21 protein-coding genes are annotated in these 24512 nt (G+C 69.2%); 11 read left to right on the top strand and 10 right to left on the bottom strand.

Annotation, left to right across the window (positions count from 1 at the left end):
- On the bottom strand, nt 1–1063 hold a 1063-nt coding region (locus VN779_RS22180), incomplete at its 3' end, for a hypothetical protein (RefSeq protein WP_325726463.1).
- A 264-nt stretch (nt 1064–1327) separates the two neighbouring features.
- Here VN779_RS22180 and typA point away from each other — a divergent pair.
- Nucleotides 1328–3196 (top strand): translational GTPase TypA, encoded by a 1869-nt coding sequence (gene typA / locus VN779_RS22175; RefSeq protein ID WP_325726461.1) that lies wholly within the window; start codon nt 1328–1330, stop codon nt 3194–3196.
- A 97-nt stretch (nt 3197–3293) separates the two neighbouring features.
- Here the strand turns inward: typA and VN779_RS22170 are convergent, their stop codons facing one another.
- The 4 genes from VN779_RS22170 to VN779_RS22155 form a co-directional block, all read right to left on the bottom strand.
- Complete coding sequence (locus VN779_RS22170) at nt 3294–4529, bottom strand: DUF4232 domain-containing protein (protein WP_325726459.1); 1236 nt, start codon at nt 4527–4529, stop codon at nt 3294–3296.
- Nucleotides 4526–5077 carry a sigma-70 family RNA polymerase sigma factor gene (locus tag VN779_RS22165; protein WP_325726457.1) on the bottom strand — a complete coding sequence of 184 codons (552 nt, stop codon included), beginning with the start codon at nt 5075–5077 and terminating at the stop codon, nt 4526–4528. The genes VN779_RS22170 and VN779_RS22165 overlap by 4 nt, the downstream gene beginning before the upstream one ends.
- Nucleotides 5078–5297: 220 nt before the next feature.
- Complete coding sequence (locus VN779_RS22160) at nt 5298–7475, bottom strand: S9 family peptidase (RefSeq protein ID WP_325726455.1); 2178 nt, start codon at nt 7473–7475, stop codon at nt 5298–5300.
- A 9-nt stretch (nt 7476–7484) separates the two neighbouring features.
- Nucleotides 7485–8168, bottom strand: coding sequence for a bifunctional DNA primase/polymerase (locus VN779_RS22155; protein WP_325726453.1), 684 nt, complete (start codon nt 8166–8168; stop codon nt 7485–7487).
- A gap of 144 nt (nt 8169–8312) precedes the next feature.
- Between VN779_RS22155 and mshB the strand changes: the two genes are divergently transcribed.
- The 7 genes from mshB to VN779_RS22120 all read left to right on the top strand — a co-directional run bounded on the left by mshB (nt 8313) and on the right by VN779_RS22120 (nt 17296).
- The gene (gene mshB / locus VN779_RS22150) at nt 8313–9212 is read left to right on the top strand and encodes an N-acetyl-1-D-myo-inositol-2-amino-2-deoxy-alpha-D-glucopyranoside deacetylase (RefSeq protein ID WP_325726451.1); all 900 of its coding nucleotides are present in this window, start codon (nt 8313–8315) and stop codon (nt 9210–9212) included.
- Nucleotides 9213–9339: 127 nt separating this feature from the next.
- A complete protein-coding gene (locus VN779_RS22145; protein ID WP_325726449.1) occupies nt 9340–9900 on the top strand; it encodes a DUF6113 family protein in 561 nt (186 codons plus the stop codon).
- A 236-nt stretch (nt 9901–10136) separates the two neighbouring features.
- A complete protein-coding gene (locus VN779_RS22140; RefSeq protein ID WP_325726447.1) occupies nt 10137–13427 on the top strand; it encodes a VanW family protein in 3291 nt (1096 codons plus the stop codon).
- Nucleotides 13428–13652: 225 nt separating this feature from the next.
- Nucleotides 13653–14606, top strand: a complete 954-nt coding sequence (locus VN779_RS22135) for an ABC transporter ATP-binding protein (protein ID WP_325726445.1) — start codon at nt 13653–13655, stop codon at nt 14604–14606.
- Complete coding sequence (locus VN779_RS22130; RefSeq protein ID WP_325726443.1) at nt 14603–15343, top strand: ABC transporter permease; 741 nt, start codon at nt 14603–14605, stop codon at nt 15341–15343. Before VN779_RS22135 ends, VN779_RS22130 begins: the two co-directional genes overlap by 4 nt.
- A gap of 19 nt (nt 15344–15362) precedes the next feature.
- Entirely contained in the window at nt 15363–16640 is a 1278-nt protein-coding gene (locus VN779_RS22125) for a sensor histidine kinase (protein ID WP_325726441.1), read from the top strand.
- 20 nt (nt 16641–16660) lie between these two features.
- Nucleotides 16661–17296, top strand: a complete 636-nt coding sequence (locus VN779_RS22120) for a response regulator transcription factor (RefSeq protein WP_325726439.1) — start codon at nt 16661–16663, stop codon at nt 17294–17296.
- A gap of 88 nt (nt 17297–17384) precedes the next feature.
- Here the strand turns inward: VN779_RS22120 and greA are convergent, their stop codons facing one another.
- Together greA and VN779_RS22110 are read right to left on the bottom strand one after the other, a co-directional pair.
- A complete protein-coding gene (gene greA, locus VN779_RS22115) occupies nt 17385–17882 on the bottom strand; it encodes a transcription elongation factor GreA (RefSeq protein WP_325726437.1) in 498 nt (165 codons plus the stop codon).
- A gap of 120 nt (nt 17883–18002) precedes the next feature.
- The gene (locus VN779_RS22110) at nt 18003–18386 is read right to left on the bottom strand and encodes a DUF4307 domain-containing protein (protein ID WP_325726435.1); all 384 of its coding nucleotides are present in this window, start codon (nt 18384–18386) and stop codon (nt 18003–18005) included.
- 467 nt (nt 18387–18853) lie between these two features.
- On the opposite strand from VN779_RS22110, the gene mca reads away from it, so the two are divergent.
- Nucleotides 18854–19729 (top strand): mycothiol conjugate amidase Mca, encoded by an 876-nt coding sequence (gene mca, locus VN779_RS22105; RefSeq protein ID WP_325726433.1) that lies wholly within the window; start codon nt 18854–18856, stop codon nt 19727–19729.
- 121 nt (nt 19730–19850) lie between these two features.
- On the opposite strand, the gene VN779_RS22100 is transcribed toward mca, so the two are convergent.
- Nucleotides 19851–21917, bottom strand: coding sequence for a hypothetical protein (locus VN779_RS22100; protein WP_325726431.1), 2067 nt, complete (start codon nt 21915–21917; stop codon nt 19851–19853).
- A 262-nt stretch (nt 21918–22179) separates the two neighbouring features.
- On the opposite strand from VN779_RS22100, the gene VN779_RS22095 reads away from it, so the two are divergent.
- Both VN779_RS22095 and VN779_RS22090 read left to right on the top strand, forming a co-directional pair.
- Nucleotides 22180–22545: a DUF2304 domain-containing protein gene (locus tag VN779_RS22095; protein WP_325726429.1), complete on the top strand. Its 366-nt coding sequence runs from the start codon at nt 22180–22182 to the stop codon at nt 22543–22545.
- Between the two features lie 92 nt (nt 22546–22637).
- Nucleotides 22638–23321 carry a glycosyltransferase family 2 protein gene (locus VN779_RS22090; protein ID WP_349260892.1) on the top strand — a complete coding sequence of 228 codons (684 nt, stop codon included), beginning with the start codon at nt 22638–22640 and terminating at the stop codon, nt 23319–23321.
- Between the two features lie 61 nt (nt 23322–23382).
- On the opposite strand, the gene VN779_RS22085 is transcribed toward VN779_RS22090, so the two are convergent.
- Nucleotides 23383–24291, bottom strand: coding sequence for a glycosyltransferase family 2 protein (locus VN779_RS22085; RefSeq protein ID WP_325726425.1), 909 nt, complete (start codon nt 24289–24291; stop codon nt 23383–23385).
- Between the two features lie 41 nt (nt 24292–24332).
- Nucleotides 24333–24512, bottom strand: a 180-nt coding sequence (locus tag VN779_RS22080; protein ID WP_325726423.1) for a sugar nucleotide-binding protein, incomplete at its 5' end; no start/stop codon positions are given.

Here is a 24512-nt window from a genome sequence, read left to right as displayed (position 1 = left end):
CGATCCGGGCTTGTGTGCAGAGCGCGTCGGCTAGCGCGAGCGGCGTTCGGGCGCGCGCCATGCAGATCCGGTTCGCCCGCTGCGCCGCGCGCAAGTCCCCGGAGTGGAGTGCAAAGAGGACCCGGCCGGTGCGGTCCACCTGGGCCGCGAAGCGGTTTGGTGCCAGCGCGGCGATGTGGCGCTGCGCCAGCGGCACGGCTTTCGGCGCCAGCCCTGGATCCTTTTCCGCCAGGAGCATGAGCAGTTTGGCGGCGCGCGCTGAGTCGGTGGCATGGCGGGCCTCTGTCCCCGCCTGATTATCTGCCGGGTCCGGTTCCGGGTACGCCACTCGTAGCGCGCGGTCATAGTCGCCGCGTGCTGTGAGCAGTTCCGCGGCGAGCGACGCGGCACCGAGTTCGGCGCCCGGCTCGGCTCGCAGCTGGGTGAGCACCGCCTCCGCCGGGCCGAGGTCGCCGAAGTGGACGTCGATGCACGCTGACCGCCGCGCGCGGATGTAGTCGCGGCGGGCAAACAGCGGGTCGTTGTGCATCGTCGCTCTCAGCAGGACTCGTGCGGCGACGGTTCGGCCGGATTCCGAGTCGCGGGCGGTCGCGTTGATAACGAACATGACGGCCGTCAATACCAAGAGCGTGAGGCTCGCATATCCGGGCAACATCGGCGCGACGACACCGGCCAGGGCGACCGGGAGCAGCCACACCAAGCCAGTGAAGATCCGATGCGTCCTCGCGAAGGACTCTTCCTTCGGCATGAACGTGCCGCTCACGGCGAGCGGCAGCAGGCGCACGATCCGCAGCTGGCGGCCGATCACGGCGCGGCTGAGTCTCGGTCCGTTGCCGATGGACAGCCAGAGAATCTGGCCGCCGAGTAGGGCACCGATCGCCAGTACCGCGACGATGGTGGCCCTGCGCACGACGAGCAGAGCTGCCACGCCGAGAAGGAACGCCAAGGAGTGCCTATCGCGCAGGGCGACAAAGTCGAGCGTGTAAACCGCGACGAACAACGCCATCAACTGCAGGCGCGCCCGCGTCGCCTTGATTTGCGGGAGCCCATCTGTTCTCGCCACGTTTTTCCTCGTCCTCCCCGGCGGCAGGTCGCCGCATGCCGGGCAACCTTATGGCAGATGGCGCTGGGTGTCAGTGGGTTGCTGGGCCGTTGCAGGCGCTTTGGCTCTCGACGCGCGTGGTCCGGCGGCTTGTCTCCAGGCCGGTACCATAGATGGGGGCGTTGTCTGCCAGCACCTGAGCGCGACCGGGCAACGGGGCCCCCGCGCTGGCTGGCCGACCGATCAGCGCTCTTCCCTCCCGACCTTAGGAAAGACGCTACCGGCATGCCTACGCGTAACGACATCCGCAACGTGGCGATCGTGGCCCACGTCGACCACGGTAAGACCACGCTTGTGGACGCGATGCTGTGGCAGGCCGGGGCTTTCCGGTCGAACCAGCACGTGGACGAGCGGGTGATGGACTCCAACGACCTGGAGCGCGAGAAGGGGATCACCATCCTCGCGAAGAACACCGCGGTGCACTACAAGTCGCCGGCGGACGGGTCGGACACCGTCATCAACATCATCGACACTCCGGGGCACGCCGACTTCGGCGGCGAGGTGGAGCGCGGCCTGTCCATGGTGGACGGCGTCGTGCTGCTCGTGGACGCATCCGAGGGACCGCTGCCGCAGACCCGGTTCGTGCTGCGCAAGGCGCTGTCCGCGAAGCTGCCGGTGATCCTGGTCATCAACAAGACCGACCGGCCGGACGCGCGCATCTCCGACGTCGTCGATGAGACCTACGAGCTCTTCCTCGACCTGGACGCCACCGAGGAGCAGATCGAGTTCCCGATCGTGTACGCCTGCGCCCGCGACGGCAAGGCCGCACTCGAGCGCCCGGCGAACGGCTCGGCCCCGGACAGCCCGGACCTCCAGCCGCTCTTCCGCACCATTCTGGACACCATCCCCGCGCCGACCTACGCGGAGGGCGCGCCGCTCCAGGCGCACGTGACCAACCTGGACGCCTCGAACTTCCTCGGCCGGATCGCGCTGTGCCGGGTGCACCAGGGCACGATCCGCAAGGGGCAGCAGGTCGCCTGGATCAAGCGGGACGGCTCCGTCGACCGGGTGAAGATCACCGAGCTGCTGATGACCGAGGCGCTGGAGCGCAAGCCCGCCGAGCAGGCCGGGCCCGGCGACATCATCGCCATCGCCGGCATCCCGGACATCATGATCGGCGAGACGCTGGCCGACGCCGACGACCCGCGCCCGCTGCCGCTGATCACCGTGGACGAGCCGGCCATCTCGATGACCATCGGCACCAACACCTCGCCGCTGGTCGGCCGGGTCAAGGGCGCGAAGGTCACCGCGCGCATGGTCAAGGACCGGCTGGAGCGCGAGCTGGTCGGCAACGTCTCGATCAAGATGCTGCCGACCGAGCGGCCCGACGCCTGGGAGGTACAGGGCCGCGGCGAGCTGGCGCTGGCGATCCTGGTGGAAATGATGCGCCGCGAGCAGTACGAGCTGACCGTGGGCAAGCCGCAGGTGGTCACCAGGACCATCGACGGCAAGGTGCACGAGCCGGTCGAGCGGCTGACCATCGACGCGCCCGAGGAGTATCTGGGCACGATCACGCAGCTGATGGCGGTCCGCAAGGGCCGGATGGAAACCATGACCAATCACGGCACCGGCTGGATCCGGATGGAGTTCCTGGTCCCGTCGCGCGGCCTGATCGGTTTCCGCACCGAGTTCCTGACCGAGACCCGCGGCACCGGCATCGCCAACCACACCTTCGAGGGCTACGAGCCCTGGTTCGGCGACCTGCGCACCCGCAGCTCCGGCTCGCTGGTGGCGGACCGGGCCGGCGTGGTGACCCCGTTCGCGATGACCAACCTGCAGGAGCGCGGCTCGCTGTTCGTGGAGGCGACCACCGAGGTGTACGAGGGCATGATCGTCGGGGAGAACTCGCGCTCCGACGACATGGACGTGAACATCACCAAGGAGAAGAAGCTCACGAACATGCGGCAGTCCACCTCGGACGAGACCGAGAAGATCGTGCCGCCGCGCAAGCTCTCGCTGGAGCAGTGCCTTGAGTTCTGCCGCGAGGACGAGTGCGTGGAGGTCACGCCCGCCGCGGTGCGCATCCGCAAGGTGGTGCTCTCGGCGCAGGAACGGGCGCGGACCGCGGCGCGGCGCTCGCGCGGCCAGGCGTAGTTCGTACGCCCCGACGCAGCACCCAGACAACGTCGAACGGTCCGGCTCTCCGAATCAGGAGCCGGACCGTTCTGCGTCTTGCTGCCGGGGGACCGGCCTACTGGTTGGCGCCCTTCGTGCCCGAGACGAACGGCAGCACGTTGAGCTTGCCGTGCTGGCAGACTGTCACCGGACCACCCTGGATGGTGGCGCTGAGCTGCCGCTTCTCCTCCGGGGGGATGATGCCCAAGTACACCGACTGGGCTTCGCAGGGCCCGGTCTGCGGTTCGTCGGCCGCCGGGATGTCGAAGTCGAACTGCACCGTCGTCGCCACCGAAGCGTTGTTCTTCACGACGATCGTCGTGGGCTTTATCGCGAAGTTGCGCACCACGTTCGTGGCCTGGAACGAGTTGTTGCGGTCCTCGAGTTGCAGGCCGGGGAAGCCGAAGACCGTGCACGTGTGGCCCGAGTTGTTCATCAGCGCCACGTTCATCAGCTCGTGCCCGGCGCCCGCCGAACCGGTCACGATGCTCACCGTCGGGGACAGATCCGTCGAGACGCACAGCGGTACCCCGGATGCCGAGGGAGCCGGGGTGCTCGAAACGACGGTGGGAGTGGGCAGCTGCACTTGGCCCGCGCTCGTCGCCGCCTGGCTCGCCGCGGGCCCGGCGCTTTCAGTGGCGTTCGCCGAGGGTCCGTTGTCGCCGTTGCCCGAACTACATCCGGCGATGATGCCCACCGAGAGCGCGGCAGCGGTCAGCACGCCGCCGATCGCCCATTCGTACTTGCGGTCCATGAACTCTCTCCCAGAGTCGACGCCGCTACTCGCGGCACCGATGCCATAAGCCACCCCACGCGCGCGGACGGCCGCGGCAGGTGCGACCGCCGCCCCGGCGCCCCCGAATCCACTCCTGGATCCGTCCCACGTCACGATCGAGCCTTGCCCCAAGTTCACCGCGCCGGGCGCGGTGCGCACCGCCGAATTGCACGCCAGGCTCTGCACCGTCGCGTTCCGGTTCGTCTGGGTACCGACCACGACGCCCCCGGCCGCCACGGCGACTGCCGTGAATCCGGCGGCGAGACCCATCATCATCGCGCGGTTGTGCCGCCGCCGCGCCCGCAGCATGACCCGCTCGAAGCCGTACGGCGGAGCATACAGGGGCGTCACCGGGCCGATCAGCGAGCGCAGCTGCCGGTCGGTCGCGGCGTCCTCAGAGTCCCAGGTCTGCGCGAGGGAGTCCTCGAAGCGGTCCTCGCGCGAGAGCCGGTCGGCCCGCTCCGGGTCCGCGCCGCCGGGATGCGGGTAGCGCGGATCGGACCGCGAATCGTCGGGAGTGGGGGTGCCGTTGGTCATCGGATGCCGTCCAGCGCTTGGCGCAGTTGCGCGCGGGCCTGGAACAGGTCGCTTTTGACCGTGCCCGCAGGCCGATTCGTCAGCCGGGCGACGTCCACCAGCGGGAACCCGGCGTAGTAGTACAACAGGACCGTCACACGTAGCCGGTCCGGCAGCGCCTCCACCAGCGCGCGCAGATCCCGGCCGTGGTACTCGGCCTCACCCCCGGAGGCTGAGTACGCCTGCTTCGTGTGACGCAGCATCTCGCGCTCGCGCTTGGTCTTGCGCCAATGGTCGCGCACCAGGTTGGCGGCTATGACATAGAGATAGCCGACCGGGTCGTCCACCTTGCGTAGCCGCCCGAGCAACCGGGTGAACGCCTCCATCGCGATCTCGTGCGCGGTGTCGTCGTCATCGAGCAGCTTGCGGCACCAGCCGGCCAGCCGCCCGTAATGCGCCGCGAACAGCTCTGCCGCGACCGCGTCATGATCGAGCTTGCGGCGCCCCGAGGGCGGTCCGGCAAGCTCCGGTTCGGCCAGAATCGGCCAGTTGTCGGCGGTGTCACTCATCCCTGCCCCGACTGCTGTGACGGTCATCGGCCGTCACCCGCGTTCCGAGGTGATCCCGATTCGACCATGACCGACCGTCCAGAAAGAGTACTGGTTCCGCAGACTTAGCTGTTGTGTTCAGAGACGACAGTGGCGCTGCACGGTTGTCACGATTTTGCTACAGCGCAACTTTCGGCCCACGGACGGCGTTCGTCCGTGGACCGAAGCTGCGCGCGCCGCGTCAGTCGCCGAGCGCGCGGCGCAGGAAGTCCACCTGGAGCAACATCAGGTTTTCGGTGACGATGTCTTGTGGCGTCATATGTGTGACACCGGACAGCGGCAGCACCTCGTGCGGACGGCCGGCGGCCAACAGCGCTGAGGAAAGCCGCAGCGTGTGCGCGGCGACCACATTGTCGTCGGCGAGTCCGTGGATGATCATCATCGGGCGGTGCGGTTCAGCCCACTGCCACGCGCCCGGCCCGGCGTCAGGGAACAGCGAGTTCGCGTTGTACACCTCTGGCGCCTGCTCGGGATGGCCGAGATAACGCTCCGTATATCCGGTGTCATACAGCCGCCAGTCGGTGACCGGCGCGCCGACGATCGCCGCGTGGAACACGTCTGGACGCTTCAGCACCGCGAGCGCCGACAGGTAGCCGCCATAGGACCAGCCGCGAATAGCGACCCGGTCGCCGTCGAGATCGGGGAACTGCTTGAGCAGCGCGGCGAGCGCGTCGACCTGGTCCTCGAGCGTCGCGCCGACGAAGTCGTCACGCACCGCGCGGTCCCAGAGCGGACCGCGTCCCGGCGTGCCGCGCCCGTCCACCACCAGCACCGCGAAGCCCTGGTCCGCGAACCATTGGGAGGAAAGGAATGCGTTGTGCGACGCGACGGCCATTTGCCCGTGCGGACCGCCGTACGGGTCGAGCAGCACGGGGACCTTCGTGCCCGGCACATAATCGGATGGGAGGAGCAGTACGCCGCGCAGCTCTCGCTCGCCGAGGACGAGTTCCTGCGGCCGGGCCGTGATACGTGGCTGCTCGGCGACGGATCGCAGCTCGCTGAGCTGCTTCGGCGCGACGCCGTCGGTGCCCTCGCCGCCGTCGCCGTGATCGCCGATGCGCAACACCGTGATGCGCCGGTTCGGCTCGTGGAGCGTGGCCGAGGTGACGACCGCGAGCGAACCACTGATCGCCGCCGCGTTGACGCCGTCGACCGAACTCAGCTGGGTCACCGAGCCATCGGCCAGCGCGACACGCACGATGTGAATCCGCGTCGGATCATCAAAGGACACTGACAGGTACGCATGGCGCGCATTGAGCCCGAGCAATGCACGCACCTGGACGCCATCCGGGGTCAGGACACGATCGCCGAGCAGCAGCCGGTAGGCGTCGCCGCGCGGGGCGATCCAGGCCAGTACGCCGCTGGGTGACCAGGCTGGGGAACCGGGGCCGGACTCGATCCAGATCGGATCGTGCTCCTCGATCAGCGTGTCGGTGGTGCCGTCCGGCCGGACCGCGACGATGCGCGCGGTGCGCTGATCCCGGGAAAGCACGACGAGCAGCGCGGGGCCATGTGCGGACCAGTGCACTGAGACGAGGTATTCGAAGACTGACCCGGCGTCCTCGGCGGGCTCAGCACCCTCCCAGACGACCTCGGCGCGCGACCCGTTGAGCCCAAGCCGAACCAACGTCACCTGCGCGTTCGCGGTGCCGGCCGCCGGATACCCGACCTCACGGGCTGGCTGCCCGGGATTGGCGGGGTCGGCGATGTGCCAGCGCGTCACCGGCGAATCGTCCACCCGCGCGGCCAGCAGTTGGCTGCCGTCCGGGGACCACCAGTAGCCGCGGTGCCGGTCCAGTTCCTCGGCGGCGATGAAGTCCGCGGCGCCGTAGGTCACGTTCGGGCCATCCGGCGCCGCGAGCGCCCGGTCATCCGCGCCGTCGACGCCGATAACGCGCAGCGCGCCGCCGGAAAGGTACGCCACCTGCGCGCCCGTCGGATCCGGTCGCGGGTCGATCACCGGCGCCTCGGCGGGCAGTTCGCGCACCGTGCCGGCCTCCAGGTCGGCCACGAACAGCCGCCCGGAAAGGGAGAACGCCGCGACGCGCACGGCGCCGTCGGTCGCGAAGTCCACGATGCCCGCGGCGCCCTGTCGCGAGCGCTCCCGCCGGGCCTTCTCCTCGACGGTCAGCTCCTCGCCCGAACTGCCGGCCAGCAGGTCCACCGGATCGGCGATCAGCCGCTCGGCGCCGGTTTCCGGGTCCGCGGTCCAGAGGCAGGTGGCCCGGTCGGTGCCGGTCTTGGTGCGCAGGAACGCGATCCGCGCGCCATCCGGGGCGATCGCGAACGCCCGCGGCACGCCGAGGGTGAAGCGCTGGGTGCGGGCGAACTGCCGGGGAAAGGAGATCTCTTCGGGCATGACCCGATGCTATGAGAGAGCCTGCTCCTGATGTAGCGCGGCGTCCCAAAGCGCCGGGTACGCGTCGCGCACCGCGCGATCGAGCACCGCGGTCACCTGGCGCGCGTGCGGGAAAACGCGCCGCTGCGGATCGGGCGGCACCGCCCAGACGACCCACGACGGGCCGGCCGCGCCCGGCGTCGGGAGCGGACAGCACCGGCCGCGGCCCCAAATGCGCAGATCCACCCCGGCTTCGCGCCACTTGCTCAGGCCGTACTCGGGCTCGCCGTCGGCGCCGAGATCGACCAGGAAGCGGATGCGTCCCTGGCCGTCGGTGATCGGCCCGACCGCTGCCGGATTCTTGCCGAGCCGCTCCAGTGCCGCCACGCCGACCAGCGACGGCACGTCCACGATGCCCAGCCTCCGCGCGCCGGGGACCGGTCTTCCGAGCACGGCGAGCACCGGAGCTCCAGGGCTCAGCCGCCAGACCGCGCGGACCAGCTCGGGTGCGGAGGAGGCGGCCCACTGCCATGGTCCGGGCGTCAGCCAAGTGCTTGAGCACTCGGACGTTCGGTCGCGCGCCGCATCGGTGCTGCTGCCTCCGCCTCCGGGAGTGACCGGCCAACCGAGGGCCGCTGCGTACCAGACCGCGGCCTCGTCGGGGGTGCGCGGTCGCTTCGATACGTCCAGAGAGTTCAGGACCGTATCCGTCATCTGTAGTGTGTTGTCCTTCCCCGGGCTGGTTATCGCCGCTCCCTGTATCGCCGTTCCCTGTTACCGAGTGAATACGATCCGTGGCGTGACTGCGAGACGCCGTGAGCGGACTTCTACCGGACTGCGCAACGTAGGCTTGAGCGCATGAGGCATCGAACCAGTCCGCTACCGCGAACCGGCCAGTCGATCCTGTTCGTGCACGCGCATCCCGACGACGAGTCCATCAACAACGGCGCGACCATGGCGAAGTACGTCGCAGAGGGCGCCCATGTGACCTTGGTGACTTGCACCCTCGGCGAGCTGGGGGAGGTGCTGGTACCGGAACTCGCGTATCTCGCCGCCGATCACGAGGACCGGCTCGGCCCGCACCGGATCACCGAACTGGCCGCGGCGATGCGTGAATTGGGTGTCAGCGACTTCCGCTTTCTGGGCGGTCCTGGACGCTTCCGGGACTCGGGAATGATGGGCACCGAGCCGAACAACGCGCCGAACTGCTTCTGGCAGGCCGATGTGGAGGTGGCCGCGGCGATGCTCGTCACGGTCATCCGCGAGGTCCGGCCGCAAGTACTGGTCACGTACAACGACTTCGGCGGCTACGGACACCCGGACCACATTCAGGCGCATCGGGTCGCCATGCGCGCGGCCGAACTCGCCGCCGATCCGAATTTCGGGACGGAACCTGCGCATGAGGTGTCCAAGATGTACTGGAATACCGTGCCGCGCTCGGTGGTCCAGGCGGGACTCGACGCGTTGCGCGCCGCGGGCGATTCGACCGGCTTCACCGCGGTCGAGTCGGTCGACGACCTGCCGTTCGTCGCGGACGACGACACGGTTACCGCCGTCGTACACGCCGAGGAGTACGCGGAGCGCAAGGCTGCGGCGATGCGCGCGCACGCAACTCAGATCACCGTAGACGGACCGTTCTTCGCGCTATCCAACGCGCTTGGGCAGCAGGTGATGGGCGTGGAGCATTACCAACTGGTGCATGGGGAGGCCGGCTCCGACAAGCCCGAGACGGACCTATTCGCCGGGTTAGCCGTCTAACCCGCAGAATGGCAGCGTGACCCGACCGAAGCCGACCCGCCGGCAGGAATCCGCAGCGCCTTCCAAAGGCACTGCTTCCTCCACAGACGCTGCGCCGTCTAGCAACGCTGCGCAGCCCGGCGACGCAATGCGCACCTGGGACGCGGTACCGCAGACGAGCGCGTCCGAGCCGACCAAGCGCACGATTCCGACCGACCCGCCGCGCAATGTGACGACTACGGCCGGCACCACGCCCCCGGAGAAGGTCTCGCGCTGGTTCTTGCTCCTCGCCGCGGCGGCGGCCGGTGTCGTCGTCGGCGGCCTCGGCTCCTTCGGGCACCGGGCGACCGCGGCCAACGTCCCGACTGGCTTGGTGCTGTGCCTCGGCGGTCTGGTCGGCCTGCTGCTCGGCCTCAGCGAACTCGCGCCCGGCGCGCCGGATTCCTGGCGACCCACTCGCCTGTCCGCGGTCAGCTGCGCCTCGGCCGGATGGCTGCTCGCCCTCATTTGGCTCACTTACCTCGGCCCGCCCTTCACCTTCGCGCGCAAGGGCGACGTGATCCTGCCCAACGACTGGAAATCGATCACGTATCTGCTCGGCGGCATGGCTTTGATCGTCACGGCGGCGTACCGCGCGTGGCTCGCCTCGCTCAACGCGCGTCTCGCGCAGCGCCCCGGCGGCTCGGGAAGCGTTCACCCGCGAGGGTGAATTCCGCGGACGCTGCGATCAGCGTTCAGTTACGCCGTATCCCTTTCACCGTGTTCGATGCGCCGAAGCGGCGCCGACGCGTGTTCCCACGGCATCACTCGCGACGGTGGAATATCAGCCATCGGGCCTCCGGCCGACGACGATCACAGTATGGTGATCGGCAAGGCACTGTCCGTGATCGGGCCGATTCGGCGGCGCGGACTTCGATCTGCGATCTGGAAGGCCGGAACGGCGCTGTGAATACTCCAGAGTCTTCGGATTACCCAGGGCGGGGCACGGATCCGTACCGCCGTGATCCTTACGACCCGCAGTTCGCAACCGGCCTGCATGAATCCGGTAGTTACGAGACCGGGGCCTCCGGGGCGACCGACCTGCTCGAGTTCCCGCCGCTGCCGGAGTACTTGAGCGACGCCGGCGACGTCGCGCCGGGCGTCGGCGACTCATACTCGATGCCTGATCCGGGCGTCGCGGCGTATTCGGAAGCCGAGTATCCGGACCCGCGATACCCGCAGCCGCATCCCCCGGGGTCCCAGCCGTCTCCCGAGTCGCCGCAGTCCGGTCTGCGCGTCTCTTCCACCTCCGAGGCGACCGCGCGTCTGCTCATCAAGCTGCCTGACGCGCCGCCTCAGCCCTCGACGACGCTGCGCCCGCACGCCGCCTGGGAGGACCGCGGCGACGACGCCTTGCCGGAAGGCGCCCCGGGCCCGCGCCGCAATGCTGCGCAGGCCGCTCCGTTCGCACAGGTCGCCGCGTCGCCGGCGCGGCCCAGCGCGCTGCCCTCCGAGCTGGCGGCGCTTACCACCGCCACGCTGGTGGTGCCGCTGCCGCGCGATACCCGGCCGACTCCGGCGTTGCTGACCACGACGCTGCCGCCGTCCACCGGCGCGCTGCAGAACGCCGCGCAGCTCGCCGACGCCTTCCACGACACCCTGGAGCAGGTCTTCGGGCTCGACCTTGAAAATGTCTCCGCGGCGGATGTCGGCCTCGACCGCCGGGCTGATCCGACCGCGGCGGCCGACGACGATCTGCCGGGCCAGTGGTTCCGCGACGAGCCGGCGGCCGCGAGCGCGGGCGCGGTGGCATTGCGCGAATCGGCTGAACTCGGTGATGCTGAGATCGTCGAGGGCGAATTCGCCGATGCGGGTCAGCGTCCTTACGAATACGTGCCCGGCGCCGTTCCGGCGTCCACGTTCGGCGGCCCCTACGGCGTCCCCACTCAGCCCGCGGTGTTTCCTGGCTTCGGCGCGAACTCTCCCGAGGGCCACGATCCGTCCCGGCATGCCCTCGCCTTGCGGTACCTCGGCGGCATCTTCCACAACTCGTCCGGCGAGTCCGCATATCTGGATCCTGGCTCACCGGCCGCCCGCGCGCTGCGCGGCCCTGCCGCGCCGTTTGCTCCCGGACCCTTCGCGGCTCCCGACGCGCCGACCCAGCAACTCACCAAGATCCCCGCGCAGGCAGCCGCGCCCGCACTCAACCCAGCCCGCACTGCCTTGGCGACCGCCGCCCCAGCGAGCGCTGGCTCTGCATCCGGCGGCGCAGCAACCAGGGGATCCACAACCGCGCAGCCGCGACCACGCCATGGCGGCGCCGCCGGAGACGAACCGGCAGCCGGTCGCGTCGCGAAATCCCGCGCCGACAAGTCGCGTGCGGACCGGCACCGGCAGGCCGCGAACGAGGCGGCCACCGAGGAGACCGAGCGCCGCGGCGGTAGCAGGCTCCTGACGATCGCGGCCGTCGTGGCCGCCGCGTTCGCCCTGCTCTACGGCGTCGCGTTGGCAGTGGCGAGCGGTGTCTTCGGCGGCAGCGTGCCGCGCGGCACCGTCGTTGCCGGCGTCCCGATCGGCGGATTGAGCTCGGCCGCGGCCGAGCAGGTGCTCAGCGACCGGCTCGGCGCCGCGGCCCGCGCTCCGCTGCCGCTGCTGGTCGGTCAGACCCCGGTCAACCTCGACCCCGCGAAATCAGGGCTCACCCTCGACGTCGCGGACACCGTGCAGGCGGCGCAGCAGAACCGCACCAACCCGCTGGTCATCATCCCGGCCCTGTTCGGTGCCACCCACCAGATCGCTCCCATTCCGAGCGTGGACGCCGCCGCGCTCGGCGGCGCGCTCGACAAGATCGCGGCGGCCTACAACAGCCCGATGGTCGAGGGCGCCATCACCTTCCGGTCCGGCGTGCCCGTGGTCACCGCGCCCAAGGAGGGCCGCGGATTCAGCGTGGACGGCGCGATCACCGCGATCCGCAACGGCTACCTTCGGGTCAGCGGGCCGCTGCAGATCCCGGTGCAACCGCTGAGTCCGAAGGCCACGCCGTCGGCGCTGCAAAACGCGTTGGAGACGATCGCCCGTCCGGCAGTCTCGGCGCCGATCTCGCTGATCACCGGGAACATCACCACCAAACTGACCCCGACTCAGATCGGCGACGCGCTCGCCATCACCCCCGACGCGACCGGCCAGATGACACCACATCTCGACGGCGCCCGGTTGCGCGGCTACCTCGGCCAGAACGTGCTGGCTCAGGAGCAGCCCGCCGTCAACGCCACCTTCTCCATCACCGGCAACCAACCCGAACTCGTCCCGGCGCGCGACGGACACGGCTTCGCCCCCGCCGCGCTCGCCACTGCCCTCCTGCCCGCGCTGACCGAGTCCGCTCCGCGCACCGCGACCGTGCCGATCGGCCCACTCCCGGCGACCTTCACCACCGCGCAGGCACAGGCGCTCGACGTGACCGACGTTCTCGGCAGCAGCACCCTGCCGGTCGCGGACGCCCCGAACCGCTTCACCAACGTGCAGCGGGCCACCGCGCTCGTGGCCGGCGGCGTCGTGCAGCCCGGCACCACCTGGTCCTTCCTCAGCACCGTCGGTGCGCCGACCACCGCGAACGGCTTCGCGCTCAGCGCGGCGGCGCAGCGCGCGGGAGTCGATCCGTCCGGCGGCATCGACACGGTCGCCACGGCGGTATTCGATGCCGCATTCTCCGGCGGCATGGGTGATGCCGTGCACCACCCGCACGCCTCGTACGTCGACCGCTATCCGGTCGGCCTTGACGCGGCCGTGGTCGCGCCGGGCACCGACCTTCAGTGGACGAACACCAGCGGTCACCCGGTCTACATTTACGCTTCCTACGCGAACAACTCGCTCACCGTCGCGCTGCTCGGCGAGAAGGCATACGACGACGTCAAGGTCGATGTATCGCAGCGCACTGCCGTCGTTCAACCCACTGCGACACGCGGTGCCTGCGCGCAGGGTGCTCAGCCGGGCTTCCAGGTGGACGTGACCCGGACGCTGCTACGCGGCGGCAGCCAGGCGGGCACCGAGCAGTTCCACGTCACGTACGTTCCGCAAAGCGGCCAGGGCTGCTCCGGCGGCGGTTCGACCTCGGGCTCGGGGACCGGTGCCCAGCCGAGCGGGTCGAGCGGCGGCACGAAGTCGGGCGGCGGATCCGGCGGCGGCAGCGGTGCGGGCTCGCCGCCTTCCTCCGCGCCTAGTCCCTCCCCGACCGGCATCCTCGGCGGCCTGCTGCACTGACGCGCCGCGCCGCGCCGCCCTGACACAGGGCGCTGCCTGTGCTGCACGGATCTGGCATGACAGTTGTCATGTGAGGTTCACGACGCCGCACACTGACGCGCCGCTACGAGATCCGGTTCGATATCCCTAGTGACTCGGCGGGTTGGATTCGCCCCGCCGAGTCACTGGTTGCCAGGGCGTGCGGAATAGGCCGGACGCCCAGGGGATTCGACGACGGGACTGAAGATGACTACGGGAGTACGCGGCGGGCCGGGGTCCGCCGCGGTGACGTTCGAGAACGTCTCGAAGCACTACGGGCAGGTCAAGGCGGTCAACGAGCTGAGCCTCGAGATCCCGCAGGGCCGCGCGGTGGCGTTCCTCGGGCCGAACGGGGCGGGCAAGTCCACCTCCATCGACATGCTGCTCGGCCTGCGCAAGCCGTCATCCGGGACGATCCGGGTGTTCGGCAAGGGGCCGCACGACGCGATCACCGCCGGGCACGTGGGTGCCATGTTGCAGTCCGGCGGATTGATCAGCGATGTGACCGTGCGCGAACTGCTCACCCTCATGACGAAGCTGCACCCGCGGCCGCTGCCGGTCGACGAGGTGCTCAAGCGGGCGAACATCGCGGACATCGCCGAGCGCAAGGCGGACAAGCTCTCCGGCGGCCAGACCCAGCGGGTCAGGTTCGCCATCGCCATCGCCGGCGACAGCGACCTGATCGTGCTCGACGAGCCGACCACCGGCATGGACGTGGAGAACCGGCAGATCTTCTGGCAAGCGATGAAGGCCCAGGCCGAGCGCGGCAAGACGATCCTGTTCGCCACCCACTACCTGGAGGAGGCGGACCAGATCGCCGACCAGGTGATCGTGATAAACAAGGGCCGGCTGCTGGCCAACGGCACCGTCGCGGACATCAAGGCGCAGGCCGGCTTCCAGAAGATCTCCTTCCGGCTGCCCGGGGTCACCCGCGACCACCTGGTGATGCTGCCGAACGTGGTCTCCCTGGAGATCATCAGCGACCGGGTGCAGATCCAGACCTCTGACTCGGACAAGACCTTCTACTCGATCCTGGACGCCGGCTACCGGCCCGAGGACATCGAGATCACCGCGCTCGGCCTTGAGCAGGCCTTCGTCGCGATCACCCAGCAGGACAACGGCGCGGACGCGCCGGCGGCAGTAGTGGAGGACGCTCGATGACCGGCGTGATCGCGCTGACCCGGCTGGAGATCCTGCGCGCGCTGCGCAACCGCCGCGTCATGTTCTTCACCATCCTCTACCCGACCGTGCTGTTCTTGCTGACCGCGGGTACCGCGCCCGCCAGCAAGATGGTGGACGGTACGCACCTCAGCCTGCGTACTTACTTCCTGATCGCCTACGCATCGTTCGGCGCCTTGGGCGCAGCGCTCACCACCAACGCGCAGAAGATCGCGACTGAGCGCAAGGAGGGCTGGATCAGGCAACTGCGACTGACCGCCCTGCCCGGTAACGGCTACGTGATCAGCAAGATCGCCTCGGCGACGCTGATCACCATCCCGGCTATCGCGATCGTGTTCATTGTCGGCGGCTCGATGGGTGTGCACCTGAGCGCGGCCAAATGGCTCGCCGCGTTCCTGGTGCTGTGGGCCGGTGCGCTGGCCTTCACCGCGCTGGGCATCGCGATCGGTTACGGCGTGCCGCAGGACTCCGTGCAGATCGTCACGATCCTGGTGTACGTCGGCGGCTCCTTCCTGGGCGGGCAGTTCTTCCCGCTCGGCGGCGGGGCGCTGGAGAACGTCGGCAAGGCGCTGCCGACCTACCAGGTGCGGCAGCTGGCTCAGGACGTGATCACTGGGGCGCACGTACCGAGCAGCGGGATCGCGATCCTGATCGCGTGGACGGTCGGCGCCAGCGTCCTGGCGGCCCGCATGTACCGCCGCGGCGTGGACGCCGGCTGAGCAGGGGCGGCCGGCGCACATGAGCGGTGAGGACCGCGACGACGCAGCCATCCGGCTCCGGGCACCGTCCCGGACCGGATGGCTGTGGGCTGGGATCTGGCTGGTCTACCTGCTGATCCCCCTGGTCGACAACTTCAGCAAGCAGTACGCGGTCTGGCAGCAGATCACGGGCATCACCGGGTTCTGGGTGTTCTGCTACGTCTACACCCGGCTGACCATGCAGAGCCGCGCCGAGTGGGAGTACAGCCACCTACTCGGAACCTCGAACCGCAGGTTGTTCCGCTATCTCGCGGTGCTGGCGGCGCTGGCCCTCGTGCTCCCGATCCTGTGCACGCCGACCTGGATCGCACTGTGGATCTACGTTTCCTCAGCCTGCGGTTCGGTGCTGCCACTGGACGGGGAACGGCGCTGGGCGCCGATCGGCGCCTTGACGGCCACCGGCATCATGGTCGTCGAAGGCGTGCTGCTGGGCGTAGACGCCGGAACCTGGGGCTGGATGGTGCTGCCCGGCTTCTTCTCCTGCGTCGCGGTCATGGGCGTGCGGCGGATGCGTGGCCTGATCGGCGAGCTGCACCAGGCCCGCGAGGAGGTCAAGCACCTCGCGGTCAACGAGGAGCGGCTGCGCTTGGCCCGCGACCTGCACGACCTGGCCGGGCATTCGATGGCGACCATCACGCTCAAGGCCGAACTCGCCAGGCGGCTGATTCCGCTGGACGCCGCGGCCGCGGAGAAACAGGTCGCCGACATCGAGCAGGTCTCGCGGCAGGCGCTGGCCGACATCCGCGAGGCGGTCTCTGGCTACCGGCGGGCCACGCTCGTGGTCGAGACGGTTTCCGCGCGCACCGCGCTTGAGGCCGCGCAGATCTCGTTCGAGGCCGATCCCGCGCTGCTGCGCCGCTCCGGCACCTTCGATCAGGAGGCCGAGGCCGCGCTCGCCTGGTGTCTGCGCGAGGCGGTGACGAACGTGGTGCGGCACTCCGGAGCCACCTGGTGCCGGGCCCGGCTGATCGAGGCGCGGGTCGACGGAGAGACCACGCTCACGCTCGAAGTCGTCGATGACGGTCAAGCCAGGCCGTGCCCTGATGCGACCGCCGACTCCGTGGACGCCGCCGGTACGCTCGGCGCTTCCGCGCTCCCCGACTCCGCCAACTCCACCGAACCGGCTGAACAGGCCGAGCACTGGGGCAACGGACTGACCGGCCTGCGCGAGCGGCTGGCCCCTTTCTCGGCGACGCTGAGCGCCGGGCCGACCCCGCCGCACGGATTCCGGCTCAGCGCTACCCTCCCGGTGCGGTGACTGTCGGCTAGGGTTGGCCCGTGAATCCGGGGAGCGACCAGGAAAAACGCATCAGAGTCCTGCTGGCTGAGGACCAGGCGATGATCCGTGAAGCGTTGGCGACGCTGCTGAACCTGGAGCCGGACATGACCGTTGTCGGGCAGGTCGGCCGCGGCGACGAGGTGGTCGCCGCGGTGGACGCGCTCGGCGGCGTGGACGTGGCGCTGCTCGACATCGAGATGCCGGGCCTCGACGGCCTGACCGCCGCGGCGCAGCTGCGCAGCCGGCACCCGGAGACGAAGGTCGTGGTGCTCACCACCTTCGGCCGACCAGGCTTTCTGCGCCGTGCGATGGAGGCGGGCGCGGCGGCCTTCATGGTCAAGGACGCCCCGGCGGCGCGGCTGGCCGAGGCGGTGCGCAGGGTGCTGGCGGGGGAGCGGGTGATCGATCCCGACCTCGCCGCCGCGGCGCTGGCCGATGGTATCAACCCGCTGACGAGCCGGGAGCGTGACGTGCTCGCCGCCTCCGCGGACGGGTCCGTCAACGCGGAGATCGCCGTGAAACTGAGCCTCTCCGAGGGCACGGTGCGCAATTACCTGTCCGCGTGCATTCAGAAGACCGGTGCCCGTAACCGCGCCGAAGCCGTTCGCATCGCACAGGAAAAGGGCTGGCTGTAGGCCGTAGGTAGGAAGTAGCGCTGACCGGCTCCGGTCCAGCGCCCTCGCGGGGCGTAGGACCGGAGCCGGTCACTGCGTTCGACTACCGCTACGCGACGTACGGTTCGGCGGTCAGCAGCTTGACCGCCATGGTCTTGCCGTTCGGCAGCTCGTACTCGGTGGTCTCGCCGATCTTGCGACCGTTGATGGCCGAGCCGAGCGGCGACTGCGGCGAGTAGACCTCGATCGCGGCGCCGGCGTCCTCGCGTGACCCGAGCAGGAACTCCAGCGTGTCGTCGTCGTCCCCGTCAAAGGCCACCTTGACCACCATGCCCGGGGCGGCCACGCCGGAGACCGAGGGCGCGACGCCGACCTGAGCGTTCTCCAGCAGCTGGCGCAGCTGGAGAATGCGGGCCTCCTGCTTGCCCTGCTCCTCCTTGGCGGCGTGGTAGCCACCGTTCTCCCGCAGGTCGCCCTCTTCGCGGGCGGCCTCGATCTTCTTCGCGATGTCGGTACGGCCCGGACCCTGGAGGTACTCCAGCTCGGCCTTCAGCCGGTCGTACGCCTCCTGGGTGAGCCAGGTGGCGTTGTCGCTGGTCTGGGTCACGGATGCTCCTCGTAGCGTCAAGCGGATAGTCGGGTAGCCGTCGGATCGGATACCCGCGAAACTACGAGGCTACCAAGCGCCGCCGACAATACGCAGCGAACTGTTATTCCGCCGACCGCCTCAGTCCGTCAGTTTGCAGGTCTGGACCTCGACGGTGTTCGCCGTGGTCGTGGTCTGCAGCGTGTAGGTCTGCACGTTTTTCGCGCGTCCGGACAGGATCGGGACCGAGGCAGCGCCGACCACCGTGCCGTGCCCGTCCACCGCGACCAAGGTGCAGGTGGCGGTCTTGTCGGAGGGCTTGTCCACTTCGAAGGTCACGATGACCGAGGTGGCCGTGGTGGCGTTGAAGCTGGTCACGGTGCCCTGGACGGCCGGATGCGACATCTGCCAGGCGATATAGCCGCCGACGCCGCCGAGAATGGCGAGACCGACGACACCGAGGCCGACCTTGCGCGGTCTCGACATACCGCGCTTCTCGCCGTAGCGGCCCTCCGGTGGCGTCATCGCTGTGCGAGAACCTTGCGCCTGCGAACCGCCCGCCTGTGAACTGCCCGGGCGCGGGGATCCGGCCGCGCCGGGCCGGCCTGCTGAGGCCGGGCCGCCACCGCTTGCCGCAGGGCCGGATCGTGCGAATGGGGTTTGGGGGTTGTTGGATTGAGCCGCGGGCCGGTCCCCGGTGTTACCGGTCGTGGTGGACTGCGGGTCGGTCAGCCGGAAGCGCTGTTGCTGGCGCAACGGCTCCGAGCCCGGCTGTGGCCGGGGCGGCTCGGGCGTTGAACTGATGGTGTCCGTCATTGTTCCCTCGGGGTGCCGGGAATCGGGAATTATGCGCGACCGGGCGGTGCTGTGTTACCGACGGGTGTCGAACGCCATATGTTGCGGCGCCAAACACACTCGTCCGCCACTATAGAGGCTGCCGTGACTATTACCACGGCGAACGACAGGAACCGTTCAGACGAGGAGACCGGCCCGTGGATCAGCGGCTCCGGCTGATGGCAGTACACGCACATCCTGACGATGAGTCATCAAAAGGCGCGGCGACCATGGCACGCTACGTTGCAGAAGGCGTAAATGTGCTGGTGGTGACATGTACTGGCGGAGAACGCGGGGACGTTCTCAACCCGCGCCTTAAGGATGATCCGAACATTGCTGCGAATATCCACGCCGTGCGTCGCGCGGAGATGGAGGCTGCGCGCAGCATTCTGGGCGTTGACCAGGCCTGGCTTGGTTTCATCGACTCCGGCCTGCCGGAAGGCGACCCGCTGCCGCCGTTGCCGGACGGTTGCTTCGCCCTACAAGACGTCACGACCGCGGCCGAGCCTCTGGTGCGGCTGATGCGTGAATTTCGTCCGCACGTCGTGACCACATACGACGAGGACGGCGGTTACCCGCACCCGGATCACATTCAGTGCCACCGGGTCTCCGTCGAAGCCTTCGACGCGGCCGGCGATCCCGACCGCTACCCGGAGGCCGGCGAACCCTGGCAGCCGCTCAAGCTTTACTACAACCAGTCTTTTTCCAAGGCACGGGTGCTCGCGCTGCACAACGCGATGATCGAGCGCGGCCTTCAGTCCCCGTACGAAGGCTGGATCGACAGGTGGGGCGACCGTCCGGAGCGCCACATCACCACCCGCGTACCGTGCGGCGATTATTTCGAGATCCGGGACAAGGCGCTGCTCGCGCACGCCACCCAGATCGATCCGGACGGCCCGTGGTTCGGCGTTCCGATGGACGTGCAGCGCGCCGCCTGGCCGACCGAGGACTATGAATTGGCGCGTTCGCTGGTGGACACCACGCTTCCGGAGGACGACCTGTTCGCGGGCGTGTACGAGACCGTCGGCGTGTAACTCAGCTTGGCGAGTAAACAGCTAACGCACACAGGCCGCGCCGCTCAACTTGAGCGGCGCGGCCTGTGTTTTGTGGCACCTTGGAGCTAATGCCTCGGCGGGCCGGGGCGAGTTGCAGGGCCTAGCCGTTGCCAAGGTTCTGAATCAGCAGCACGTCCTTCAGGCCGCTGTCAGGATGCTGCGCCTTCCACTGCTCCAGCTTGTCCGCCAGGGTGCTGCTACCGACGATGAGCCGCAGCGGCGTCGACGACTGAGCGAGGATGCCCTCCAGCGCGGTCACGCTCTTGTCCTGGTCCGCGGTCCATCCCGTAGCCGAATCCGCGGTCGCCCCCAGGTTCGGCGCCGCGTTCAGCTGGTAAATCTGCGGCGAGATCGAACCGTCGTCGTGGTTGAGCGTCGCCATCACCAGCGAGAGGTTGATGTTCTCCAGGGTGTGGTCCTGCCAGACGGTCAGCGTAGGCACTCCGTCGCCGAGCAAACCACGCGCCAGCAGGGTGTCCATCGCATCTCGGTTGGCCGGGAAGATGTGCTCACCGCTGCCCCAGACCCGGGCCCAGGTGGTGTGCCGGCCCGGCTTCATCTTCAGGTAGCTGAACTTGAGCGGGCCGTAGTAGAAGCTGTCCGTCGCCACGAACCCGGCCAGGATCGCGACGCAGCCGATCGCCGCGCCGACCACGCCGCGGCTCGGCAGCTTCGGCCGGCGCAGCAGATGACCGGCGGTTCCGACGCCGACCAGCGCGATGATGACCCACGCCTGCACGGCTTTCTGGAAGTAGTACGAGGTGGTGTGGATCGTCGCGTGCTGATACGCCCAGAACGCGAGCACCGCCGCGCCGCAGAATGCGGTACTCACCAGCGCGGCCAGCGCGGTCGGCCGGCGCCGCGCGGCGTGGGCGGCGAATCCGATCACTGAGAGCACCGCGATGATCGCGAGGCTCCGCTGCGTCATCGGCACCGTGAAGCCGATGGCCAGCGCGGCCTGTGAGGACTGCAAGCCGCTCTGTTTCGCGGACAGCACCTCCGAAAGCGAGACCGGCAGCGCCACGATCGCCGCGCCGACAGCCAGTTTCCAGTGCGGCAGCCAGCGCTTGCGGTACAGCACCGCCGACACCACGATGATCAGCGCGGCGAACGGCGCGAACAGCTCATAGGTCAAGCAGATCGCGATGGTCAGCGCGGCCATCAGGATGATGTGCAGCCGGCCGCTGGACGGCGGACGCAGCGCGCACGCGGTGATCAGCGCCAGCAGCCCCATCCCGAAGATCTGCGGGTCCCAGCCGCACCAGATCGACGTGGTCATCACGCCGGTGGACAGGAACGAAGCGATCGCCGCGACCATGAAGGTGCGCCGCCATCCGGCCAGCGCCGGACCCGCCACCCAGCGCGCTCCCCAGGCGACGCACAACACGAAGAAGCCATAGCCGAGGCAGGTGTACACCTCGTACCGCATCAGTTCGGCGGTCGGGCTGCCCGGATCCGTGTGCGAGGTGACGAAGATGTCCAGCAAGGCGTAGGTGAAGTGCTGGCCGGGCGGATAGACGGCGAGCATGCCGGGGTCCACGACGCCGCGCGCCTTGCCCTGCATGAGGTAGGTGTAGCCGCCGAGCCGGTGGATCGAGTCGAACAGGCTGAAGTGCCGGGTCCGGTCGCCGGTCAGCGCGGAGAAGGCGAGCCGGTGCCCGGCGCTCATGAACCACAGCGGCCCGTACGCCACGGCCGAGGCGATGCCCATCGCGGCCAGCAGCGGCAGGTCGCTGCCGAGGACTCGGCGCGGCCAGCGCGGACGGCGCCGCAGCGCGACCGCGATCGCCAGCAGCACGGTGAGCGCGGTGCCGCCGACCGCCACCGGATTGAGCCCGAAGGGCCAGAACGAGAACGGGATGCCGGCGGCCATCGCGGTGCCGGCCAGCAGGCCGAGCGTGACCATCAGCCGGTCCAGGACGGTGCCGCCCATCCGGATGAGGCCGCCGGTCACGTACACGATGACGACGATCAGCAGTGCGTCGATGTGTAGGAGGTGCGTGACCACCGGAAGCGCCCAGGCGCCCGCGAGCAGGCCGCCGACCAACCTGGGGTCGCGGCCGGATAAGCGCGCGGTGGCGCTGGGTGCCTCATCCGCGGCCGCGCGCTGCTTGGGCAGTTGGCCTGGCAGCGAGCGGGCCCAGCGGACCAGCACTTGTGATCCCATAGGTGGCACCTCGTGTCGGAATCCGTCGCCCACCCCCTTTGGTCGGCTGCGACAGTTTAGGCGTGTTCGCGGGTCTGGTTCATCCAGACTCCCCCTCGCTGTCGCTTCGGGGCATGTCCGGGCTCAGGGCGGGTTCATGCTTCGAGGCCGCGCGGGGCGTGCGCAACCGGCGGGCGGCCCATCGTCGCCTTACTGTGGGGTGGCCGCGGCTCGAAACCCGGCCCGCCCTCGTGACACAATCCGGCGTCAGAGAGGAGGAGCGATGAATCTGACGATCCTTACCGGGGCGACGGCGCTCCTGTTCCTCGGCTTCATCTTCGAACTGGTCCGGCGGCGCAGACTGCGCGAGAAGTACGCGGTGCTCTGGATCTTCGTCGGTGTCATCGTGCTCGGCCTCGGCCTGTTCCCGACCGCGCTCAACCACGTCGCGATCGCGTTCGGCGTGGCCAACGGCGTGAGCCTGGTGCTGTTCTTCGGCGTGATGTTCCTGCTGCTGGTGTGCCTGCACCTGAGCTGGGAGGCCAGCCGTCTTGAGGACGAGACGCGGGTGCTGGCCGAGGAAGTGGCGCTGCTGCGGCTGCGCATGGACGAACAGAGCGAGCGGACCGAGGAGCGTTCGGCGTCGTGACCGATACCCTGCACGCCGCGGAGCCTGACACCGCGGCGCCTGACACCGCGGCCGAAGCCGCGACGGGCGAGGCCGCGCGCCGGACCCAGCGGGTGCTGATCATCGTGCCGGCCTGGAATGAGGCCGCGTCGATTGGCGGCGTCATCGCCGAGATCGAGGGCGCGCTGCCTTTCGTGGACGTGTTGGTCGTGGACGACGGCTCCACGGACGACACCGCGGCGGTAGCCCGCAGCGCGGGCGCGGTGGCGGTCCGGCTGCCGTACAACCTCGGCGTCGGCGGGGCGATGCGCCTCGGCTATAAGTACGCCCGCGATCACGGCTACGACATCGCCATCCAGGTCGACGCGGACGGCCAGCACGACCCGGCCTATGTCCCGAAACTCATCGACGCGCTGTCGGGATCCGCGCTGGTGATCGGGGCGCGTTTCGCCGGCGAGGGCGACTATCGGGTCCGCGGCCCGCGCCGGTGGGCGATGACCATGCTCTCCTGGGTGCTCTCCCGACTGGCGCGCACGAAGCTCACGGACACCACCTCGGGCTTCCGGGCCTGCAATCGCGAACTGATCGCGCTGTTCGCGGACTGGTACCCGGTCGAGTATCTGGGTGACACGGTCGAGACGCTGGTACGCGCGCTGCGGCTCGGTTACCGGGTCAGCCAGATCCCGGTGGCGATGCGACAGCGGCAACTCGGCACACCGAGCCACTCTCCGGCCAAGGCGATGCTTTACCTCGGCCGGGCCTTCCTGACGCTCTTCCTGGCTCTCGTCAGGCGATGACACCGTCTGGCTCTTGTCAGGCGATAGACAACGAGTGCGGCCGTGACGCGGCCGCACTCCGCTACGCGCTGAGCCGCTTACTCGGAGAGGCCGCGTAACGCAGCAGTTGGCGCGCTGAGTCCATCCGGCTCTGCCTTAGCGCCGAGGGCACCAGGCTCAGCGCGTGCAGGCGGGCCGAGCGGTGGCGGCGTGAGACCGTCGCCGCCTCGGTCCAGCCGATCGAGTCCAGGTGAGCGGCGGTTTCCAGGAAGAAGGCGCGGGCCTCGGCGAACCGGCGCCCGTCGATCGCCTGCTTCGCCGATTCGCTGGACAGGTGCCGCCGGTACTGGAAGCACACATGGTCCCCGGCGATCAGCTCCTCGCCGCGCTCCACCAGCTTGATGATCATGTCGAGGTCCTGAATCACCTCCAGGTCCGCACGGAAGCCGACCGCCGCGACCGCGTCCGTGCGCCAGCAGATCGAGGGGAAGTAGAGCCAGTTGCCGCGTAGCAGGTTCACCGCGAGTTCCTGGCCGCGCAGGTGGTGCGGGCCCGGTCCCTTGGGCTTGTAGATCCGCCGTTTGGCCGAATCCACCAGCCCACCGCCGACCACCCGGCCGCTCTCGTCGATGACCTCCACGCCGGGCTGCACGATTCCGGCGCCGGGCGCCAGCGCCTCGAGCCGCCGGACGGTGGCCACGTAGTCGGGCAGCATCAGGTCGTCGCTGCCCATCATGACCATCCGGTCCCGCTTCGCCAGCTCCACGCACTTGCGGAAGTTGCCGGTCACCCCGAGGTTCACCGGGTTGCGCTGGTAGCTGACCCGGCCGTCGCCGAGCGCCGCGAACCACTCCGGGACCCCGGCCGCCTCGCCGTCGTCGACCACCGTCAGATGCCAGTCCGGGTCGTCCTGTGCCAGGACGCTGCGCACCGCGGCTTGCATCATCGCGACATCGCCGTAGTACGGCATCATGATGTCGATGCTCGGCATCTAAGAGTCCTTATTCCATTGTCGCAGAAGGCTGCCTGAGGTCAGAAACTCGTGCCGAGCAGGAACTCGGCGAGCGACAGGTGCCAGTCCGGCAGCGGCGGCAGCCCGGCGGCGGCCCACCGCTCGTGGCCGAGCACGCTGTAGGAGGGGCGCGCAGCGGGCCGTGGGAACTTGTCGCTGGAGGTCGGGCGCACCCGGTCGGGATCCAGCCCGGACAGCTC

Source organism: Actinocrinis sp. (genome assembly GCF_035605935.1).
In the GTDB taxonomy this organism is placed as follows: domain Bacteria; phylum Actinomycetota; class Actinomycetes; order Streptomycetales; family Catenulisporaceae; genus Actinocrinis.
This window is presented reverse-complemented; position numbering and strand designations above follow the sequence as displayed.

Excerpts from the sequence above, each read along its gene's own strand:
- VN779_RS22160 (WP_325726455.1), bottom strand. The coding sequence starts at position 7,475 with ATGCCCGAAGAGATCTCCTTTCCCCGGCAGTTCGCCCGCACCCAGCGC.
- VN779_RS22145 (WP_325726449.1), top strand. The coding sequence starts at position 9,340 with ATGCGCACCTGGGACGCGGTACCGCAGACGAGCGCGTCCGAGCCGACC.
- VN779_RS22170 (WP_325726459.1), bottom strand. The coding sequence starts at position 4,529 with ATGACCAACGGCACCCCCACTCCCGACGATTCGCGGTCCGATCCGCGC.
- VN779_RS22165 (WP_325726457.1), bottom strand. The coding sequence starts at position 5,077 with ATGAGTGACACCGCCGACAACTGGCCGATTCTGGCCGAACCGGAGCTT.
- VN779_RS22100 (WP_325726431.1), bottom strand. The coding sequence starts at position 21,917 with ATGGGATCACAAGTGCTGGTCCGCTGGGCCCGCTCGCTGCCAGGCCAA.
- VN779_RS22135 (WP_325726445.1), top strand. The coding sequence starts at position 13,653 with ATGACTACGGGAGTACGCGGCGGGCCGGGGTCCGCCGCGGTGACGTTC.
- VN779_RS22085 (WP_325726425.1), bottom strand. The coding sequence starts at position 24,291 with ATGCCGAGCATCGACATCATGATGCCGTACTACGGCGATGTCGCGATG.
- VN779_RS22155 (WP_325726453.1), bottom strand. The coding sequence starts at position 8,168 with ATGACGGATACGGTCCTGAACTCTCTGGACGTATCGAAGCGACCGCGC.
- VN779_RS22130 (WP_325726443.1), top strand. The coding sequence starts at position 14,603 with ATGACCGGCGTGATCGCGCTGACCCGGCTGGAGATCCTGCGCGCGCTG.
- VN779_RS22110 (WP_325726435.1), bottom strand. The coding sequence starts at position 18,386 with ATGACGCCACCGGAGGGCCGCTACGGCGAGAAGCGCGGTATGTCGAGA.
- mshB (WP_325726451.1), top strand. The coding sequence starts at position 8,313 with ATGAGGCATCGAACCAGTCCGCTACCGCGAACCGGCCAGTCGATCCTG.
- VN779_RS22095 (WP_325726429.1), top strand. The coding sequence starts at position 22,180 with ATGAATCTGACGATCCTTACCGGGGCGACGGCGCTCCTGTTCCTCGGC.
- typA (WP_325726461.1), top strand. The coding sequence starts at position 1,328 with ATGCCTACGCGTAACGACATCCGCAACGTGGCGATCGTGGCCCACGTC.
- VN779_RS22125 (WP_325726441.1), top strand. The coding sequence starts at position 15,363 with ATGAGCGGTGAGGACCGCGACGACGCAGCCATCCGGCTCCGGGCACCG.